At 44.4% G+C, this 19,348-nt stretch carries 16 protein-coding genes; 7 read left to right on the forward strand and 9 right to left on the reverse strand.

From position 1 onward, the window contains the following. Positions 1–92 precede the first annotated feature (92 nt). Together OH461_RS05100 and OH461_RS05105 are read right to left on the reverse strand one after the other, a co-directional pair. Positions 93–1,121 carry a YcjF family protein gene (locus tag OH461_RS05100; protein ID WP_270019529.1) on the reverse strand — a complete coding sequence of 343 codons (1,029 nt, stop codon included), beginning with the start codon at positions 1,119–1,121 and terminating at the stop codon, positions 93–95. Beyond that, positions 1,118–2,494: a YcjX family protein gene (locus OH461_RS05105; protein ID WP_270019530.1), complete on the reverse strand. Its 1,377-nt coding sequence runs from the start codon at positions 2,492–2,494 to the stop codon at positions 1,118–1,120. The genes OH461_RS05100 and OH461_RS05105 overlap by 4 nt, the downstream gene beginning before the upstream one ends. A gap of 248 nt (positions 2,495–2,742) precedes the next feature. Between OH461_RS05105 and OH461_RS05110 the strand changes: the two genes are divergently transcribed. Beyond that, positions 2,743–3,723: a response regulator gene (locus OH461_RS05110; protein WP_270019531.1), complete on the forward strand. Its 981-nt coding sequence runs from the start codon at positions 2,743–2,745 to the stop codon at positions 3,721–3,723. Then, positions 3,720–4,685 (forward strand): sensor domain-containing diguanylate cyclase, encoded by a 966-nt coding sequence (locus tag OH461_RS05115; protein WP_270019532.1) that lies wholly within the window; start codon positions 3,720–3,722, stop codon positions 4,683–4,685. Before OH461_RS05110 ends, OH461_RS05115 begins: the two co-directional genes overlap by 4 nt. Positions 4,686–4,745: 60 nt before the next feature. Here the strand turns inward: OH461_RS05115 and OH461_RS05120 are convergent, their stop codons facing one another. Further along, on the reverse strand, positions 4,746–4,931 hold the full coding sequence (locus OH461_RS05120) for a hypothetical protein (RefSeq protein ID WP_270019533.1): 186 nt from the start codon (positions 4,929–4,931) through the stop codon (positions 4,746–4,748). Between the two features lie 107 nt (positions 4,932–5,038). Further along, on the reverse strand, positions 5,039–6,559 hold the full coding sequence (locus OH461_RS05125; RefSeq protein WP_270019534.1) for a fumarate hydratase: 1,521 nt from the start codon (positions 6,557–6,559) through the stop codon (positions 5,039–5,041). Between the two features lie 172 nt (positions 6,560–6,731). Between OH461_RS05125 and pabB the strand changes: the two genes are divergently transcribed. Continuing rightward, positions 6,732–8,102, forward strand: coding sequence for an aminodeoxychorismate synthase component I (gene pabB / locus OH461_RS05130; RefSeq protein WP_270019868.1), 1,371 nt, complete (start codon positions 6,732–6,734; stop codon positions 8,100–8,102). An 8-nt stretch (positions 8,103–8,110) separates the two neighbouring features. Here pabB and OH461_RS05135 read toward each other — a convergent pair whose 3' ends face one another. Together OH461_RS05135 and OH461_RS05140 are read right to left on the reverse strand one after the other, a co-directional pair. Continuing rightward, positions 8,111–9,802, reverse strand: a complete 1,692-nt coding sequence (locus OH461_RS05135) for an ATP-binding protein (protein ID WP_270019535.1) — start codon at positions 9,800–9,802, stop codon at positions 8,111–8,113. Between the two features lie 21 nt (positions 9,803–9,823). Further along, positions 9,824–10,366, reverse strand: coding sequence for a heme NO-binding domain-containing protein (locus OH461_RS05140; RefSeq protein ID WP_270019536.1), 543 nt, complete (start codon positions 10,364–10,366; stop codon positions 9,824–9,826). A 244-nt stretch (positions 10,367–10,610) separates the two neighbouring features. Here OH461_RS05140 and OH461_RS05145 point away from each other — a divergent pair, with 244 nt between their 5' ends. From OH461_RS05145 to OH461_RS05160, 4 genes are all read left to right on the forward strand, one after another. Continuing rightward, complete coding sequence (locus OH461_RS05145) at positions 10,611–11,222, forward strand: CoA pyrophosphatase (protein ID WP_443088439.1); 612 nt, start codon at positions 10,611–10,613, stop codon at positions 11,220–11,222. A gap of 367 nt (positions 11,223–11,589) precedes the next feature. Beyond that, entirely contained in the window at positions 11,590–12,843 is a 1,254-nt protein-coding gene (locus tag OH461_RS05150; protein WP_270019537.1) for an aromatic amino acid transport family protein, read from the forward strand. A gap of 89 nt (positions 12,844–12,932) precedes the next feature. Further along, complete coding sequence (locus OH461_RS05155; protein WP_270019538.1) at positions 12,933–14,294, forward strand: L-serine ammonia-lyase; 1,362 nt, start codon at positions 12,933–12,935, stop codon at positions 14,292–14,294. Positions 14,295–14,498: 204 nt separating this feature from the next. Then, positions 14,499–14,963: a GNAT family N-acetyltransferase gene (locus OH461_RS05160; RefSeq protein WP_270019539.1), complete on the forward strand. Its 465-nt coding sequence runs from the start codon at positions 14,499–14,501 to the stop codon at positions 14,961–14,963. 53 nt (positions 14,964–15,016) lie between these two features. On the opposite strand, the gene OH461_RS05165 is transcribed toward OH461_RS05160, so the two are convergent. The 3 genes from OH461_RS05165 to OH461_RS05175 all read right to left on the reverse strand — a co-directional run bounded on the left by OH461_RS05165 (position 15,017) and on the right by OH461_RS05175 (position 19,347). Then, the gene (locus OH461_RS05165) at positions 15,017–15,697 is read right to left on the reverse strand and encodes a pirin family protein (RefSeq protein WP_270019540.1); all 681 of its coding nucleotides are present in this window, start codon (positions 15,695–15,697) and stop codon (positions 15,017–15,019) included. 108 nt (positions 15,698–15,805) lie between these two features. Then, positions 15,806–18,589 (reverse strand): J domain-containing protein, encoded by a 2,784-nt coding sequence (locus OH461_RS05170; protein ID WP_270019541.1) that lies wholly within the window; start codon positions 18,587–18,589, stop codon positions 15,806–15,808. Then, on the reverse strand, positions 18,589–19,347 hold the full coding sequence (locus OH461_RS05175; RefSeq protein WP_270019542.1) for a DUF1266 domain-containing protein: 759 nt from the start codon (positions 19,345–19,347) through the stop codon (positions 18,589–18,591). The genes OH461_RS05170 and OH461_RS05175 overlap by 1 nt, the downstream gene beginning before the upstream one ends. Between the last annotated feature and the right edge of the window lies 1 nt (position 19,348).

Genomic DNA, 19,348 nt, shown 5'->3' on the forward strand with positions numbered 1-19,348 from the left:
CCAAGATTAAGGTGTCAGAAAAAGTTGACAGTAGTTTCCCCTAAGCCTAGATCCTCGTCAAGCAAAGCGATATTACTTGCTTCACATTCGTGCTATTTGATGCTTATTGCCGCGACTTTCGCGACGATTTGCTTACGAATCGCCGATAGCTTAACTTTTCGGTCGTTATGCCAAGGCATAGGGCGCAATAGAGACATGGCTTTTAAGCCTAGGCGAGCAGTCAAAATACCTACCCCTAGGCCTTGTCCTGCTCTTGCAGAAACCTTGCCCGCCAGATCCATCGACATCAAATCCATGCTGGCATCAATAGCCAACTCACTTGCTCCTGCTGCCGCCATATTAATGAGCGTGGCTTTAAACAGTTTCAAACGTGACCAATAGCCAAGTTCAATGCCATAGACCTGCGCCAAGTTATCGATCATTTTGAAATTTCGCCAAGCCACCAGCAACATATCAGCCACCGCTAGCGGGCTAATCGCCACTAAGGCCGCTGACTCAGTAGCATGTTGTGATACGATTTTGGTCGCGAGCTTATCTTGCTCCGCAACCACCATAGCATCGTACATATCCAATACTTCAGCATCACTATGGGATTCGTTCACTGCATTTAACCATCTGTCGTAGCTTGGCAACTCAGCTTTGATACCCCCCTGCTTTGCTAACGACTGACAAAATGCCTTACCTTGACCGACACTATCACTGGTCAGTAGCGCTTCACTTTGCTCTTGGACACTAAAGTGATGGCGTAACGTTTTCAGTTTCCATAACTCTTTACCGATGGCGCTTAAGCCAAGGCCAGCAAGAACAGAGATGAACCCTGCCCAACCCAGTGATAACCAGTCTGCACTTTGTATCGCAGTAATGACGGTATCAACCGCCTGCCATGCCACTAAACCGGAAAAACTCAGTAGTAGTCCTGCGCCGAACCATTTACGGCCTTTGCTCGGGCGAATAATCTGTTCCAATTGTTGTTCCGCTTCGGGCTCTTGCTCTACTTCAATTTCAGCAGGAACAAATTTGTCTTGTTGTTCGAACTGCTTTTGCGCCGTTAACTCTACTTGAACGCTTTCATCATTATCTAAATCTTGAGTGAAGACTTGTTTTTGTTTGTATTGACTCATTTCAGCTTGTCTCCAATTAAGTATTCCAACGCTTTATCCATTCGAATATGCGGCAAAGGATCATCCACATCACTTTGCAATGGCCTAAAGGCGGTAAACTCGAATCCACTTTGTTGCCAGTAATTTGCTTGTGGTAGCTTTTTAGGCACTTCACCCGGGAAAACCGTCATCGCTTGTTCAGCTAACGTAGTGCCCTGCAACGCGGGTTGCGACTCACCATTTTGAGCAATGAAGCCCGGTTTAGTCGCTTGAATGGAAGCCATGCTAATACAGCTCATATCGATATGCTCAAACGACGCCGTTTGCCATGCTGGATGCACCATTTGCTGAAGCAATGACACCAAATTGGTGTGTTGATCAGGCGTCACGTGGTCCGCTTTGGTCGCGGCAAATAAAATCTTATCGATTTTTGGTGAGAACAGACGGCTGAGCATCCCAGTTCGACCATAACGGAAACTGTGCATAATTTGCTCGAGTGCTGAACGCATGTCGTGAAATGACTCATGACCCGCATTTAATGGCTGTAGGCAATCCACCAGCACAATTTGGCGATCAAACGTTGAGAAATGATGCTTATAAAACGCCTTCACGACTTTCTGTTGGTACTCCTGATAACGCGCTTTTAGCAATGCCAAGTTGCTGTTTGATTGCGGCTTTTGCTCACTATCAAATCGACACGGGAAAAATTGCAGCACTGGCGCACCAGCAAGCTCTCCCGGCAACACAAATCGCCCCGGTTGTACCCAGTGTAGGCCTGAATCTTTGCACGCATGGAGATACTGCGTGTACGATTCTGCCAAGTTTTGCAGCTGTTTCTCGTCAGCTTCAGCATGTAGATCTAATGTGTTTAATTGCGCTAACCACTCTTTGCCTAACTCAGCTCTCTGGCCTTTCATCGCAGCAAACTGGCTTTCTGACCACTGAGCGAAGTCCATATCAAGCAAAGGAAGGTCGAGTAGCCACTCCCCCGGATAATCAATAATGTCTAGGTGGAGCGTGGCATTGCTACCCAGTAACTTCTTGGTTTTCTTGGTTGGCTTATATTTTATCGCTAAGCGAATCTCGCTCACGTCTCGGGTCGGTTTAGGCCATGCTGGAACATCAGATTGAAGCTCAGCCATCGCCTCATCGTATGCGAAGCGCGGCACCATCATGTTGGTTTGCGGTTCACGCTTCGCGCCAATAATGCGTTTATCCCGTGCTGCTGCAAGTAGTGGCAACTGATGATGAGTCGAAGTATGAAGTAACTGATTAACCAGTGAAGTAATGAAAGCGGTTTTACCGGCACGAGAAAGCCCCGTCACTGCAATGCGCACGTGAGAGTCCATACTACGATGGATGAAATCATTCACTTCTTGTTTAATTCTGTTCATTCAATATCTCGTATTATTAAAGTGATTACGGTCTAAATTAATCGTCTTAGCCCTTTGGTATGAATAATAACCTCAGTAACCTTAATCCAAAATGAATAGCTAGCCGCACCTTCATTCATATTTCATTATGCCGTAAATTTCCGATGATTAAGAAAGACTACGTTGTTAACGTAATGGGCAGCGTATAACTGCTGCAACAGGGATTACGAGCATGCTTTTGTACCCACGACCATAAGTATGTTAGTTCAATGAATATCGTTGTCTGTGATGACTCCAAGATCGCAAGAAAATCAATCATTAAGCATATTGATTTATCTTCAAATATTACCATTTATCAAGCAGAAAATGGCCAAGAAGCATTAGAACTCCTCAAAGCACACCCGGTAGATTTGATGTTTCTCGACCTCACCATGCCAGTATTAGATGGGTTCGAGACCATGGCAGCCCTGCCTGTCAGCACCCATCCCACTCATATTATTGTGGTATCAGCTGACATTCAAAGTGAAGCAAAACAACGCTGCATGAGCTTAGGCGCCAAAGCTTTTTTAGATAAACCGTTTGCCCCCATGGAGCTAGCGGTGATTCTAGACCAGTACCTCGTGCCATCGGCTAAAATGCCAAAACCTCAGCCACAAACCTCTAAATCAATCGATACCATCGGTTATATCCAAGAAATGAGTAACGTGGCACTGGGCACCAGTGCGGCGCTGATCTCTGAACAACTTGGGCGCTTTATTGAAATGCCGCTGCCCAACGTCGCATCCTTGCATCAGTCTGAATTACGTATGACCATGCAAGACATCATCAGCAACTCAAATTATCGTGCTATTAGCCAGCGGTTTGTCGGTAATGGCATTAGCGGTGAAGCCTTAGTTTGTATTCATGGTGACGGCTTATCCGATTTACCCAATAAAATCGTCGACGACTCCCAAAGCTCAATTAACGAAATTATCTTAGACCTCTCTAACCTTGTTGTTTCCTCCTTTTTGGTCTCATTTAGTCGTCAATTGGACATTGCAGTCTCGCTTCGACCACCCATCGTACTCGAGAAAGAATTACTGCAAGGCTCTTTAAGCAGTAGCCAGTTTTTAGCCAATTACGAGCAAGACATCTTTACCATCGAGTTCGTGTTCCAAAGTAAAGACCTTGATATCGCCTGCGATGCCATCTTTTTGATGGATGGCGAATCTCTCAAGGTCATTGCCTCTATTTTGGAGACGTTAATATGAACGCCAACGAAATTGCCGACTTGCATTGGGCCATGCAGATCCTTAGTGAACTCGATGCTGGATTAATCGTTATCGATAGAGAGTTCAACGTATGCGCATGGAACTCCTTTATGCAGGCATACAGTGGTATCCGCGCGGATAAAATCGTCGGGAAATCCCTATTTGAATGCGTGAGCGACCTACCTGAAAAATGGCTGCGCCGCAAAATCGATAGTGTGTTTGCACTTAAAAGCCGCAGTTTCTCATGCTGGGAAGACCGCCCATACCTGTTTAAGTTTAAATACTTTAGCCCGCTCTCTAACGGCATGGAATTAATGCATCAGAACATTAATTTTACGCCTTTGACCTCGGTGAACGGAGAAGTGACCCATGTCAGCATCATGATTAACGACGTGACTGACATAGCGCGCAATAAACTGCATTTATTGAACTCTAACCAAAAACTTTCTGACTTAAGCCGTACCGATGGCCTGACCCAATTGTTCAATCGTCGTTACTGGGAAAGCTGCTTACTGCATGAATTTGAGAAGTGCCAAGTCTCGGGTATCGTCTCTTCGGTGGTCATTTTTGACATCGACCACTTTAAAAAAATTAACGACAACTATGGCCATACCGTCGGTGATGAAGTGATACGTAAAGCCGCACAAGAGTTGAAAAAAGCCTCTCGCGCCTCAGACATCAGTGGCCGTTATGGTGGTGAAGAATACACGGTCATTTTACCTGGCACATGTGCCAACCAAGCGCTCTATTTTGCCGAGAGGCTACGTAAGCGAATTGAAAGCTCAGTGGTTGAATATGAAGGATGCTCGGTAAAATACACCGTTAGCTTAGGGATATGCGAAATCTCAGCCTATCAGGTTAGCCATTTGACTTGGTTAGAACACGCCGATAAGGCGCTGTATCTCTCAAAAGAAACCGGCCGCAACCGCTCCACTGTGTTTGACCCAACACTGATTAAGTGACGAGAAAACAAAAAGCCCGCAAGTGATTGCGGGCTTTGAGTTCTAGTTAGTTAAAATGGCTTAATCATCTTCAATCAGTTTGTAGATAACAAACAATGCAATCTCAAGTAACAACAATAGTGAACAGCTGATGACCACGTACTTTTGATTAAAAATGCTGATGCCGTGCAGAATCAAATCGTAACCGACAAAAAAGCCAACCACAGCGACGATGAGAATTTGAAGAAATTGAATGAACTTAGGCATTACGCCCTCCCAATAAAAACCTTTATAATCAGTATATAGATAAAAAGTGCAGCTTTTGCTGCACTTTTGTCAATTACGAGGTAAATATTTCAATACCTTGTCACAGGTTACTCGGTTTCCATCTCTTGGATCTTCACTTTCCAAGTATCTGGGCCAATCTGGTGGGCGTTCGCACCGCGAGAGTCCACTGCCACTGTCACTGGCATATCTTCTACGTCAAACTCGTAGATTGCTTCCATACCTAAGTCTTCAAATGCAACCACGCGTGCTTTCTTAATCGCTTTCGCTACTAAGTATGCCGCGCCACCTACTGCCATCAGGTAAACCGCTTTATGATTCTTAATAGATTCAACCGTCGCAGGGCCACGTTCCGCTTTACCAATCATTCCCATGATACCGGTTTGCTCTAACATCATGTCGGTAAACTTATCCATACGCGTCGAGGTTGTTGGACCTGCAGGGCCAACCACTTCATCGCCAACCGCGTCCACTGGACCAACGTAGTAAATAAACTTGCCTTTAAGATCGACGCCTTCTGGTAAACCTTCACCCGATTCAAGCATGCCTTGAATACGTTTATGCGCGGCATCACGACCAGTAAGGATTTTACCCGATAGAAGCAATGTTTCGCCTGTCTTCCACTCTTGAGCTTCTTCCGCTGTCACGGTATTAAGATTGACGCGACGCGTACTCTCACCGGCTTCCCAAGTAATGTCTGGCCAATCTTCCAGTATAGGAGGAGTAAGCTCAGCAGGGCCGCTGCCATCAAGAGTGAAGTGCACATGACGAGTCGCCGCACAGTTTGGGATCATGCACACAGGTTTTGATGCCGCGTGAGTCGGTGCCGATTTGATCTTAACATCAACCACAGTGGTCAAACCGCCAAGACCTTGCGCGCCAATACCCAACTTATTCACTCGATTAAAGATATCTAAACGTAACTCTTCTTCTGCGTTTTGTGGACCACGCTCGATCAACTCATGAATATCAATGTGCTCCATGAGCGACTCTTTAGCCAGTACTGCTGCTTTTTCAGCGGTACCACCAATACCAATACCTAACATACCCGGTGGACACCAACCTGCGCCCATCAGTGGTACCGTTTTTTCAACCCACTCAGCAATATCGTCTGAAGGGTTTAGCATCACCATTTTGGTTTTGTTTTCACTACCGCCGCCTTTGGCCGCGATTTGAATTTCAACTTTATCACCCGGAACCATGTTGATGTGAACTACCGCTGGCGTATTGTCTTTGGTGTTAGCGCGTTTACCCGCAGGATCCATTAACACCGAAGCGCGCAGTGGGTTATCTGGGTTAGTGTAAGCTTGGCGCACACCTTCATCGACCATCTGTTGAATGGTCATGTCGGTATCATCCCATTGCACCGCCATACCAACATTAACAAAACAGGTTACGATTCCAGTATCTTGGCAGATTGGTCGGTGCCCTTCGGCGGACATGCGAGAGTTGATCAGAATCTGCGCAATCGCATCTTTTGCGGCTTGGCTAGCTTCACGTTGATGGGCTTTCTCCAGCGCTTGAACAAAATCAAGCGGGTGATAGTAAGAAATGTATTGAAGTGCGTCAGCAACACTGCTGATCACATCTTGCTTGCGAATTACTGTCATTACTTGCCTCTTTTTTGCTTCCGTGTCTCCCGCGGTAATCGTTTGCTTTAGATAATGCGTCACTGCGATTATCAGCCAAATCTCGGTGTAGCGGGGGTTGATAGGGATATGATACTCTTGCTTTCCTCAACACGCCATGAAGCGAACGATCTCTTTGTCACAAATTAAACAAATGAACAACAGTCAGCCAAATTGCTTGCAAATCAAGCAGATTAACTACACCAACCACCTCGCCCTTGAGCTTTTTACCCCAATTGAGCAGCAAGATTGGGCCATGTTGTTACGCTCTGCATCCGAGCAACACGTTGATAGTCGCTTTGACATTTTAGTCGCCAAACCTGTAGCAACTCTCATTACCCAAGGTGATAAGACGACCGTTCGTAGTGAGCAAGAGAATTACCAATCAAGCGATGACCCTTTCACTTTGATTGAACAAGTGCAGCAAACCTACCTTGCAGATCTCGATTACCAAGGTGAATTGCCATTCATTGGCGGCGCGTTGGGGTACTTCGCTTACGATCTTGGCCGCCGTGTTGAGCATATGCCAAGTGTGGCAAAACATGACTTATTAAGTGCCGATATGATGGTCGGCATTTACTCGTGGGCTGTGGTAGTTGACCATAAACTGCAACAAGCATTTGTTGTCGGTGTAGACGTAGAAGAGCATTGGCAATGGCTTACCAATCAAGCCACGACGACTCATCAAGAGTTCTCGCTGGTGTGCGATTGGGCATCAAACATGACCAAAGCAGAATACCAAACCAAGTTTAATCAAGTGCAGCAATATTTGTTATCTGGTGACTGCTATCAAATCAACTTAGCCCAGCGTTTTACCGCAGAATACACAGGTAGTGAATGGACTGCTTACAATAAGCTCGAACGCTTTAACCAAGCACCATTCTCCGCTTTTATTCGCACTCCACATGGTGCGATTCTCAGTGTCTCCCCCGAGCGTTTCTTGCAAGTTAACCAAAGCGAGATTGAAACAAAACCAATTAAAGGGACTCGCCCTCGTTTTGAGGACCAAGCAGAAGATTTAGCCTCTGCCAACGAGCTGGCCAACGCAGAGAAAGATCAAGCTGAAAACCTAATGATTGTCGATTTGCTACGTAATGATGTCGGACGGGTTGCTAAGCCGGGCTCCGTCGCCGTGCCAAAGCTGTTTGATATTGAGAGTTTTCCCGCAGTGCATCACTTAGTGAGTACCATTACTGCGACTTTAGATGAGCAGTATCGTCCGGTAGATCTTTTACGCGCAAGCTTTCCCGGAGGGTCGATAACTGGCGCGCCAAAGGTGCGAGCAATGGAAATCATAGAAGAGCTTGAGCCACATCGTCGCAACGCCTATTGCGGCAGCATTGGTTACATTAGCCGCCATGGCAGAATGGACACCAGCATTACCATTCGCACGCTAGTAGCGGAGCAACAACAATTGCATGTTTGGGCTGGTGGCGGCTTAGTGGCTGACAGTCAGTGTGATGCTGAATATCAAGAGACGCTCGATAAGCTTTGTCGAATCTTACCCGTGCTCGCGGATCATTGATAAAAGACTTACATCCATTTTTGAATCATGGATTTCAAATCTACAGCGGTATAGGGCTTAGTTAGAATATCGTCCATACCGCTTTCGATGCACCGCTCTCGCTCTTCAAGCGTTGTACCAGCGGTTAGCGCGATAATTGGGCTTTGATAGTCATGTTCTCGCAAATAGTTTGTCGCTTCAAAGCCGTCCATTTCTGGCATACGGCAATCCATAAAGATCAAATCATATTGGCATTTCTCGGCGGCGTGTATCGCCTCTAAACCATTGGTCGCAACATCGGGCTCAATTGAAAATTTCTTCAGCATTTGCTTAATGATGATTTGGTTCATACGAATATCATCCACCACCAAGATGGTTAGACTTTCCAATGCCTTGACGGGGTGAGTGAGTTCAGTTTCTTTGGTGGTTACTTCGACGGATTCTGCCAACTCTAAAGGTAAACAAACCGTAAAAATACTCCCCTCGCCTAACTCACTCTCAAAACCGAGTGTGCCCTTCATCAATTGAACTAAATTTGAGCAGATGGCAAGCCCTAAGCCTGTGCCTTCAAAGTTACGCTTTGCGGTTCTATCCGCTTGAACAAACGGGTCAAACAATTGAGCTTGCGCTTCTTGTGGAATCCCACAACCTGTATCTTCCACTGAAATTTTAAGTTGGTCATCTTCCCATTTGGCCAATACTTCGACCTTACCAAATGAGGTAAACTTGATCGCATTACCTATCAGGTTGACCAATACTTGGCTCAACCTTTCAAAATCAGCCACAAAGGCCCCCGGTATATCACCACTTTCTTCTAGTAAAAAGGCGATGCGCTTTTCTTGGGCCTTAGGTGCAAAGATACCGTTCAGCATAGCTTTAAGCTCTTGCCAAGTGAACTGGCTAGGAAACAGCTCCATCATGCCTGCGTTCATCTTACTAAAATCGAGCAAGTCATTAATGATGTGGCGAAGCATGTCACCCGAATGGGTTAAATTAGAGAGTAGATTCCGTTGATCGCTATTTAGGCTTGTATCGGCCAAAAGCTCCGCGCTGCCCAACAAGCCATTAAGCGGTGTACGCAGCTCATGGTTTATCATCGCAACAAACTCTTTGGTCGAGCGCTCTGATTCCTCGGCTCGCTTACGCGCTTGTTGGGTTTTGGTGACCATATTTTGTCGGCTGATCGCACTACAAATTAGCTCAACCACTAAGGTCATTTGGCTTTCAGCAAAATCAGGCTCTATGTCCGTTATTTCAACGCTAAACTGCCCAACTGCTTTATGGTCAACTTCAAGCGGTACGTAAAGACGATTTTCGACCCAAAAGCTGTAAGGTTTGATCTCCTTCGGTGGCGCATCATACATTACGCCAAATTCAGTACCGAGGACGGTCGAAAGTATGTTGGGTAGCAAATAGATATTTGGCGTAAATAACGCAGTGTTATCTGAGAGTCGCTCTAAAAATCGAAGTAACAATCCATCGTCTAAACTGCGCGATAAAAAAGCGCGGCCAAAATGAATCAAAGCCTCACTCACCTGCCCTTCAAATTCGAGCTTTTTCAAGCCTTGCAAATTTTGCGATTCAAGCTGGCCAAGTACTAGCTTAAGTTGCTGATTGGCTTCGTACAGCTCGAGGCTTTTTTGCTCCAACAGCGTCTCGGCTTGCTTGCGCGCTGCAACCTCTCGCTTTACCTTTCGCTCAAGAAAACCTTTATCATCCATCTAAACAGGCTACTCCAAACACTAACTTACCAACGATAAGCGAAATCTAACATGGCTGTTATCTGAAGATTGCTCATCCATTTCGATGTTAATCTCTTCGCCAAAATGATCGGCGCACCCCGCCACGAGGCCAAGACAAACATGAGACATACAACGTGCGCTACGATAATCGAAGACTAATTCCGTCTCTGTCTCTGAAATAAACTCAAATTTTGGTGGGTTTGCTTCCGCATAAAGCTTTTTAACTTCGACGTGGATGTAGTCCTCTACTAAGCGAACAAACTGAAAACTGTTTTTACATTCCGCCAAGCTGGCACTTTGTGGCAATGTTGAATAGAGGTTATTAAACACCGATTGACCAAAGACTTTTTGTAAGTCCTCTGGTGAAATGCCGGACTCCTTACTCAACTGAACAATCAACTTGACCAAATCTTTATGGTCGTAGCTACCAACCGAGGTATAAACCCCTTCATCGCCCGATTCAGTCAGCACTTTATCAAGTACTTCTAAACCAAACTTCTCTTCAACCAAATCCATAAACTCGGTAAAAATGATTCCCTTCATTTGCCCACCTCGCCTGTCTGATGTTGCACGCTGTGTTTTACTTATTACACACTTCGATTGATATTATGCTTAATATATCCGACTGATTTATTGTGGTACTGCATGCGCTGTATCGCTAAATCAAAACGCTTTGCGATGGCAAAAACGAATGACTTGGTTAATAATTCAGCAACTTGAAGCCCCTGTTATATTGCAAAGCATTGTTCATAAAGCGGGCTTTTTCAAATCAACAAAGGAAGTTATTGTGGCGCAGTTATTCAACCGACAGACCTTAATCCAAAGCTTTCAGCTGAACACACCTGTTGAGTATCACTCCGAGTCACTAAAACGTTTAAATCATTTAAACCCAAATGCGCTTCGAAAAGCCGCTGTATTGATAGGGTTTGTAGAGCGAGATAACGGGCTGCATGTACTGTTTACCAAACGGGCGAAACACTTAAAACATCACCCTGGGCAGGTTAGCTTTCCCGGAGGGAAATATGAACTCGATGACAAATCTCTCGTGACCACCGCTATACGCGAAACCCAAGAAGAGACGGGAATAAACCCAAGCCTTATTCAGATTTTTGGCCAGATGAACGAGCTGCCAACAGTTAGTCAATTTTCGGTGACCCCTTACTTGGCATTTATTAAACCAAACTACCAAGCCAAGATTGATCAAAACGAAGTCGCTGAAATATTCGAAGTACCCGTCGATATCGTTCTCAACCCTGACCATCTCCATAGCGAAATGTTTCGCTTTAAAGACCACCATCACCGAGTATTTGCCCTTAATTATCAGCGCCATTTCATATGGGGAATGACGGCGCAAATAATCCATGCTCTACAGCGTCAATTACCCAAGCCATTGGATTGATGAATATTCCACCAACACTTAACCAGCGTGCTACTGAAAATCTCCGTATTATTAGTAAATTTTATATAGCTTTACTAACAACAAACCCTATTGTTCAACATCTAAACACATTAGTTTAATTGACCTCGCAGCACGCAAACGTTTACCCAAAGATCACTTTCGACTAACCATTCATCACATTAGATTTTCTAATTTTACGGATTAGCAAAAATCACGTGTGGCACGTAGATTTCGTGACAAGAAACGTCTTTTTGAAATATCATATTATTAGTCCTATCAATTTATGATTTAGATCTAATTTTTGTGTAATCAATTTATGCAGAATTGCACTCAACTTATTTCCTGTTCCTAAAATGAGTAATCCAAAATGAATACAACAACTACTTCGGCGAATGCCGAACAATCGTCTAGTAAGTTTACTTACAAAGATTTCACCTGGTGTCTGTCGCTTTTCGGCACAGCAGTAGGTGCGGGTGTACTTTTCCTTCCTATCAAAGCGGGCATCGGTGGTTTTTGGCCATTAGTTATCCTTGCTCTAATCGCAGCACCAATGACTTGGTTCGCACACAAATCTCTAGCTCGTTTCGTTCTTTCTGCGAAAAACCCTGAAGCTGATATCACTGACACAGTGGAAGAACACTTTGGTAAGACTGGCGCAAACCTTATTACTTTTGCCTACTTCTTCGCCATCTACCCTATCGTTCTTATCTACGGTGTAAGTATCACTAATACAGTTGACTCATTCCTAGTTAACCAAATGGGTATGGAATCTATTCCTCGCTGGTTGCTTTCTGGTGCACTGATTGCTGCTATGACTGCAGGTGTAGTGTTTGGTAAAGAATTAATGCTGAAAGCAACTTCAGCAATGGTTTACCCTCTAGTATTCATCCTACTAGCGCTGTCTTTCTACCTAATTCCTGACTGGAACACTTCAATGGTAGACGTAGCACCAGACTGGTCTGCAATGCCATCTGTTGTTTGGCTAGCAATTCCAATCATCGTGTTCTCATTCAACCACAGTCCAATCATCTCTCAGTTCTCTAAAGAGCAACGTCGCGTTCACGGTGACAACGCAGTGAAGAAAACTGACGCTATCACTGGTGGCGCAGCAATGATGCTAATGGGCTTTGTAATGTTCTTCGTATTCTCTATTGTTCTATCTCTTTCTCCAGAAGAGTTAGCGGTAGCAAAAGAACAAAACATCTCTGTACTTTCTTACCTTGCAAACGTACATGAGTCTCCGTTGATTTCTTACTTAGGTCCTCTAGTTGCATTTGCGGCTATCACTTCTAGCTACTTCGGTCACTACCTTGGCGCTCACGAAGGTTTAGTAGGTCTAATCAAATCTCGCTCATCTGCACCTGTAAGTGCAATCGAAAAAGGTTCTCTACTATTTATCGTTGTTACAACGTGGATTGTTGCAATCATCGACCCAAGCATCCTAGGTATGATTGAAACAATGGGCGCTCCAATGATCGCTGCTATCCTGTTCTTGCTGCCAGTATTCGCAATGCAAAAAGTTCCATCGATGGCGAAGTACAAAACTTCTGCACCTGTACAGATTTTCACAGTTATCTGTGGTCTTGGCGCAATTACTTCTGTAATCTACAGCGCTCTTTAATTTCCCATACTTTTGGGTGATTAAACCAAGAATATAATGATAATAAAGGGCCTCCCATTTTTGGGGGGCTTACTTCTGAGGTAATCGATATGATTAGTGTTTTTGACATCTATAAAATCGGTGTTGGTCCTTCTAGCTCACACACTGTAGGCCCAATGAAAGCGGGTAAAGAATTTATTGATGATCTTCGTTCAATGGGAAAATTGCGCGACATCACTAAAATCACCGTTGACGTTTATGGATCACTATCACTGACAGGGAAAGGTCACCACACAGATATCGCAATCATCATGGGCCTTGCTGGCAATAGCCCTGAAAGAGTAGATATCGATTCTATTCCGAGCTTTATCGCTCGCGTAGAGGAAACTGAACGCCTTCCTGTTGGCATGCACTGTCACACAGTATCGTTCCCGAAAGATGGTGGTATGAACTTCCATACTACTAACCTTGATTTGCACGAAAACGGCATGCAGATCCACGCTTGGATCGATGACGAAAAAGCATACTCAAAAACTTACTACTCTATCGGCGGTGGTTTCATCGTTGACGAAGAGAACTTTGGTAAGTCTGAAGAGAACCCAATTAAGTCGCCTTACGAGTACACTTCTGCAGAAGAGCTTGTGGCGCATTGTAAAGAAAGCGGTCTTTCAATCAGCGCGCTAGTTATGAAAAACGAGCACGCGATGCATTCAGACGAAGAGACTCGCACTTACTTTGCGAACATCTGGAAGACCATGCGCGATTGTATGGAACGTGGTATGAACGAGGAAGGTATTCTTCCTGGTCCACTGCGTGTTCCTCGCCGTGCTGCTGCACTTCGCCAACAACTGCTAACCTCTGAAAAAACCACTAACGACCCTATGTCTGTGGTTGACTGGGTCAACATGTTTGCTTTCGCTGTTAACGAAGAAAACGCTGCTGGTGGCCGTGTAGTAACAGCGCCAACAAACGGCGCGTGTGGCATCATCCCTGCTGTATTGGCGTACTACGACAAGTTCATCCAAACAGTAACAGAGAAAGACTACATCCGTTACTTCGCAGCTTCTGGCGCGATTGGTGGCCTATACAAACGTAACGCATCTATCTCAGGTGCTGAAGTAGGTTGTCAGGGTGAAGTTGGTGTTGCATGTTCTATGGCAGCGGCTGGCCTTGCTGAGCTTATGGGCGGTAGCCCAGAGCAAGTATGTATGGCAGCAGAGATTGCTATGGAACACAACCTAGGCCTAACATGTGACCCTGTTGCTGGTCAGGTACAGGTTCCATGTATCGAGCGTAATGGTATTGCTGCTGTTAAAGCAATCAACTCTACTCGTATGGCACTTCGTCGTTCTTCAGCTCCAACAGTATCGCTAGATAAAGTTATCGAAACGATGCTTGAAACGGGTAAAGACATGAACGCGAAATACCGTGAGACTTCTCAAGGTGGTCTAGCGATCAAGGTTATCTGCTAATACATCAATAGCAACAAGCTATCGTTTGATATACCTCGCGTTTATAAAACGACTGATGATACAATGGCGACATATGTCGCCATTTTTTATGCCTGTTAAGACACTATATCGATAGTTTTGCTATTAATTAAATCATACAGGTATCGTGCTTGTTCGAAACATATCGCGCTTCGACAAGTAAGTTTGTTGTATAAATGAGGTCATATGATCGCCATCAAACAAGCAAAGCTGAAAGACTTTGCAAACTTAATGGAAATAGAAGTGCTACCTGATCAAAAAGAGTGGCATATTCCATTTGAAACCGCTTATCACGATCGCTCTAAATTAGAGGTCATCCTGACCCTCTTCTCTGGTAAACAAGCGATTGGTTATTTGGTGCTGGATAAAGCCTTTGCTCACTACGCGACATTCGCAGAGCGTCATGAGTTAGGCCTCAAATATTTCGTTATCGATAAGAATCATCAACGCAAAGGTTATGGCAAACAAGCACTGCAAAAGTTGTTTGTGTACGCCTATGCAGTAAGCCCGGACAGTAACTCTGTCTGCGTGACTATTCCGGTAAAAAACAAACCCGCTTATGACTTTTTTATTGCCGCTGGTTTTGTTGATTCAGAGAAGTTCTATCGCGGCGACAACGGCAAAGAGTGGATCTTACACCACAAGCTGTAAATGTTATCTCAAAGCCCCTGAGCGTCCATCGAGGCACTCAAGGGCTTATATAATCAACTCCCTTCAACATAGAACAAGATCAGCTGCGCATCTGATATCGCGACAAACTCGATGCCTTCTGCTGTTACCAACGTACCCGCTTCAATCGCTACGCCATTCACTTCAGCACTGCCTTTAGTTAAGTATGCCATTACCTCGCCCGACTGCACCGTGGTATAGCCTTGCTCTGCTTCTACAATCTCGATAATGGTTTGGCTATAGAAGGTCTCAGTTTGCTCTCGGCTGCCGCCATAGATTCGCGTTCGTTGATTCACTTGTGGAGTGTAAAGTTTATAGCCTGCCCGTTCACCAGATTGCTCTGGCAGTGCCCAAATCTGAATCATCTGATTAGGTACAGAATCAGGATTAACCTCATTGTGAGAGAAGCCCTCCCCTCCCGCTCGTTGTACCTGAACTTGCCCTTGGTTTAAGCCCTCTCCATGTGCTAACGAACCTTGATGTTCCACCCGACCTTTAGCCATCACACTAATCACGTCAATTTCACTATGTGGATGCATTCCCGTTTCACCATATGGGTGAAAATTCGCATCCGCCAGATAGACAAAGCTACCCATTCCATTGCTCGCGGCCGGATGTTTGTAAGGGCCAAACACACGCTTATCGGTGACCACTCGTTTTTCACTTAAGCCTGCAAATCCACCTTGTGGCAATTGGTCTAGTGTCAGTATTTTCATATGGGATTCCTCTAATTCGTTTTATTTCCCACAACAATACTGAATAAGTTAAGCCTTGTGATTTGATGAATCTGAACAAGTTGATTGGAAAATTTGATGCTTCGCGATTTAGTCAACCTTAAATAGCTTCGGTTCTATCTTGCTATCATAAAGTTCTTCAAACAGTGGAACTCTTCTCTTCTTGACGGTTGAAGCTTCCCACTTACCATTTAAATTAAACTTGGTTATGCAAACCGCAAATAAGAGCAACATCAAGCCCTGTAGAATACCCAACCACAAACTACCAAACCAAAGCAAACACACGTAGGTCACTGGGTACAGAACAACAACGACGTTTCGGTTCGATCTAGCGCTCTTGGCATAAGCGTAGAAAAACATTAACAATGAGAACAAAAATAACCCTGAACTCACATACAAGTTCATCATATTTTGAGTCGAGAAAAGTTCGGAAACACTCATAACTTGATTGCGGAATACGCCATAAAAAACCGTATTAGCCAGCGCTAATTTAGCGTATAGGCCAACACTATGAGATTTCACTTTACTGCCTTTTTTCTCTATGTCTGCTTCAAGATTTTTTTGTAACGCCTTATCTAAGTAGTACAGTGCCACCTCGGCTACTATTGCCTGTTCATCGGTGAATTCTTCACGCTTCTTGACCAAGCATTCTACGCCAGAAAGATCAAAATTATGGTTGTCTAACCCTGCATAAACCAAAGTTACAATGTAGTTGATTGCGTATTGGTAACTACCACGTGACAATTCGCTATTAAGGAACTCATTAGGAACCATTTGCGCAGTAATATTGAAATAGCAAATTGCATTAAGATACGAAGTCTCGTCATACGAAAACTCAGCAATACTAATGCCCTTGCTCTTCAATCTTCTTTCAAGTGAATATCTATAGTAGTCCATACACATATCAAGGTATGGCCAATCAGTCGCTTTTGCTCTTAGAAGTGCTAAACAAGCCGCCCCTTCTTCTAACTTGTCATTGATAAGTAGTTTCCGAGTCAATGCCGCCAAATAAATTCCACTCGTTAACGCTTCCTTCGCTAGTTGCTGCAAGTCATTATTTTCAGCGATACGTTTTACTTTGTATTCCACAATCGATTTGAGTACATATTGATCACCAAATTTTCTCATATCGATAAACTGTTCGAAATTGTCATTTTCCGAATCGATGATAAACGCTTTAGCAGCAACCAATGGGCATTCGCCGACACCATCTAATGATGAAGGAGGGAGGTCAACCTCACGTTTATGTGGCTCAGGCGTCAAATGGTAGTAGTGCAATAGCCAATCAATATCGTGAGAAAAGCTCTGACCAGCCAAGGGACTAAGCACCTCATAACCAGGGATGTATGTCCGGTAAAAACCTAGCCGAGCAAGCCAACTAGCTACGGAGTCTTGTTCTGAGAAGTAATCGTAGTCAAGTACTTTATGGGCTTCTAACTGCCTAAACCATTGGTCTGGCATTAGGGGATGTCGATAGTAAAAACTTCGCCACTGCTCGGCAGACAAACTCTCTAATTGTTCCTCGGTGAGTGGTTCAAGTTCAAACCACTGCTTAGAAGCATACGTTAAAGCAACCTCTTCTAACCATTCAGGGTAGGCCAATTGGTTTTTTTTATGACTTAGCCAATGTGTTACTACCTGATATGCAATATCACATTCGCTGGATGTCTGTTGATTAGTCACTCTTGTAAGCGACGCTTCTAGGTCATGGGCAGAGCCAAACAGACCACTCCAAACCGACAAATACGCCTCATCACTTAAATCTTGCACCTTGTCATGTTCCAGTGGACGCATTGTTTTGGCATATAACTCTTCAGAGGTTAAGCAATCATTCAGTATTTGATAACGCGTATCTTCTTTACTGTGTTTACTCTGCCAATGAGTTTTAAACATCCACTGACCTTTAGGTTTTTGCATAACATCAGCGGCAATAATGGCCATTGCCATAGAAATATCTTGGTTTAGGCCATCAAACCAATCTTTGAGGCAATCCGCTACATAGCCATAGTTACTGGCATTCAGTTCCAGCACTTTCGCAAGCGATCGTTCAAGCAGATCTTTTATACCGATTTGCTTACTTGCCTGAGCAACCAGCAACCAATCATCGCAAGCCAAAGCCGTACTATGCAATTTTAGTAGTTGCTCGATTACCTCTGGTAAACAATCTTTTGGCCATCTTGCGTCTAACTTGCAGCCTTTTAAAAAGAACAAGTATTGCGTTGGGTGATAAACCGTCAGTGATGGCATCGGAGTGTGCCACCAGTATGAAAAACTATCAGGATTACAGTGAGTAACAGAAAATGACAGCGGGCTTATACGCAACAAAATGGCCCTTTGCTGAACAGCACTAAACTCTGCTAAAGCTTCTAGAGGAAACTGCGTTTTTATCCCCCCCCAATAAACAAGAAAGTCCGCCAAATCTTGGTCTCGCTCAGAGCCTTTCATTAAGCGCTGCCAATCAAAAATTTCCCAAAAGCAATGAATCAGCTCTCCGGGCAACCAACGTGCATCCATGATTTTGGCTAAGGCATAATCCGAGATCTTAAGCTGAGAAGAAACGTCGAGTAAGGCCAATTTCTCTGCCCACTGTTGCCAACCAGTTATCTCAAAGCGAATTTTCGTATCCAAAAAACGCTGGTCAAAGGAGAGCTTATATTCCTCTATAGGCGATTTATTCTCTTCTCGTTCGGGGAATGCTTGAACCGTTGTTTCGACCACGCCAAACTTAAGGGCCTGATCATACGCTTCTTTTAAACGTTTAAATCCCTCGGGATTCACTTCTGGGTGATTATGTTTTAGTTGCTCGCGATAAGCACGTTTGATTTCATTCTCATCATTTGTTTGAGCAATACCGAGAATATTCCAAATATCCATTATGCCTCACTCCCCTCTTGCTCTTGCTCAAATAATGATGCCGGCGCTTCATAGCGAGGAAGAACCATATCAAACGGTAGACTACTCCATACCGGTGCTCTAGGCTGAGTTAAGCGCTCAAAGAAGGCATTAAATCCACCGAAGTCACCTTTATTCAAGATCAACTCTGGACCATAGTCTTCGACGGTATAACACCACCAATTACGACCGAGAACATAACTTTTATGGTAAGTATCCCAATCAGGAAAAAGCTGTTGAACTCGATGAGCGATCACCGATAAATAAAACAGGATTTCTTCTTCAGAAAGCCATTGCAGTATGGTGGCATGACGAGTGAGGAATGAAGCTCGCGCTAAATCAAACCCAAAGAAACGAGCATCTCCAACGAGATCATAAGTCATTCGATGATACCTAAACTCATTCCTTTGCTGCTCGTTCGTCATACGTTGCTCAAGTTCATCAAGCTCTTGAGGGCCACTGAATGCAATTCGATCAAACGCATCTCTAATACCATGACCATGAACATCCAAATTTATCAATCGGTTGATTGTTTCTATATGCTCTTGGCGACTTTTAATTCCCCAAGATTCATCAATACCTTCTCGGCTTTCTTCTAGAGTGCGATTTTTGTTGCTCTCGTACATCCATATTTCATTAAGCTGAGAACTGTCGTTAAGCAGTAGCATCGGCGCCGTAACAGCAAAAAACCACGCATAAAATGGTTCGTACTGAACCGTATCTAACTTTGGAATACTCATA

It is taken from the genome of Vibrio sp. LaRot3 (genome assembly GCF_027587025.1).
Classification (GTDB): domain Bacteria; phylum Pseudomonadota; class Gammaproteobacteria; order Enterobacterales; family Vibrionaceae; genus Vibrio.

Excerpts from the sequence above, each read along its gene's own strand:
- OH461_RS05100 (WP_270019529.1), bottom strand. The coding sequence starts at position 1,121 with ATGAGTCAATACAAACAAAAACAAGTCTTCACTCAAGATTTAGATAAT.
- OH461_RS05105 (WP_270019530.1), bottom strand. The coding sequence starts at position 2,494 with ATGAACAGAATTAAACAAGAAGTGAATGATTTCATCCATCGTAGTATG.
- OH461_RS05110 (WP_270019531.1), top strand. The coding sequence starts at position 2,743 with ATGAATATCGTTGTCTGTGATGACTCCAAGATCGCAAGAAAATCAATC.
- OH461_RS05115 (WP_270019532.1), top strand. The coding sequence starts at position 3,720 with ATGAACGCCAACGAAATTGCCGACTTGCATTGGGCCATGCAGATCCTT.
- OH461_RS05120 (WP_270019533.1), bottom strand. The coding sequence starts at position 4,931 with ATGCCTAAGTTCATTCAATTTCTTCAAATTCTCATCGTCGCTGTGGTT.
- OH461_RS05125 (WP_270019534.1), bottom strand. The coding sequence starts at position 6,559 with ATGACAGTAATTCGCAAGCAAGATGTGATCAGCAGTGTTGCTGACGCA.
- pabB (WP_270019868.1), top strand. The coding sequence starts at position 6,732 with ATGAACAACAGTCAGCCAAATTGCTTGCAAATCAAGCAGATTAACTAC.
- OH461_RS05135 (WP_270019535.1), bottom strand. The coding sequence starts at position 9,802 with ATGGATGATAAAGGTTTTCTTGAGCGAAAGGTAAAGCGAGAGGTTGCA.
- OH461_RS05140 (WP_270019536.1), bottom strand. The coding sequence starts at position 10,366 with ATGAAGGGAATCATTTTTACCGAGTTTATGGATTTGGTTGAAGAGAAG.
- OH461_RS05150 (WP_270019537.1), top strand. The coding sequence starts at position 11,590 with ATGAATACAACAACTACTTCGGCGAATGCCGAACAATCGTCTAGTAAG.
- OH461_RS05155 (WP_270019538.1), top strand. The coding sequence starts at position 12,933 with ATGATTAGTGTTTTTGACATCTATAAAATCGGTGTTGGTCCTTCTAGC.
- OH461_RS05160 (WP_270019539.1), top strand. The coding sequence starts at position 14,499 with ATGATCGCCATCAAACAAGCAAAGCTGAAAGACTTTGCAAACTTAATG.
- OH461_RS05165 (WP_270019540.1), bottom strand. The coding sequence starts at position 15,697 with ATGAAAATACTGACACTAGACCAATTGCCACAAGGTGGATTTGCAGGC.
- OH461_RS05170 (WP_270019541.1), bottom strand. The coding sequence starts at position 18,589 with ATGGATATTTGGAATATTCTCGGTATTGCTCAAACAAATGATGAGAAT.
- OH461_RS05175 (WP_270019542.1), bottom strand. The coding sequence starts at position 19,347 with ATGAGTATTCCAAAGTTAGATACGGTTCAGTACGAACCATTTTATGCG.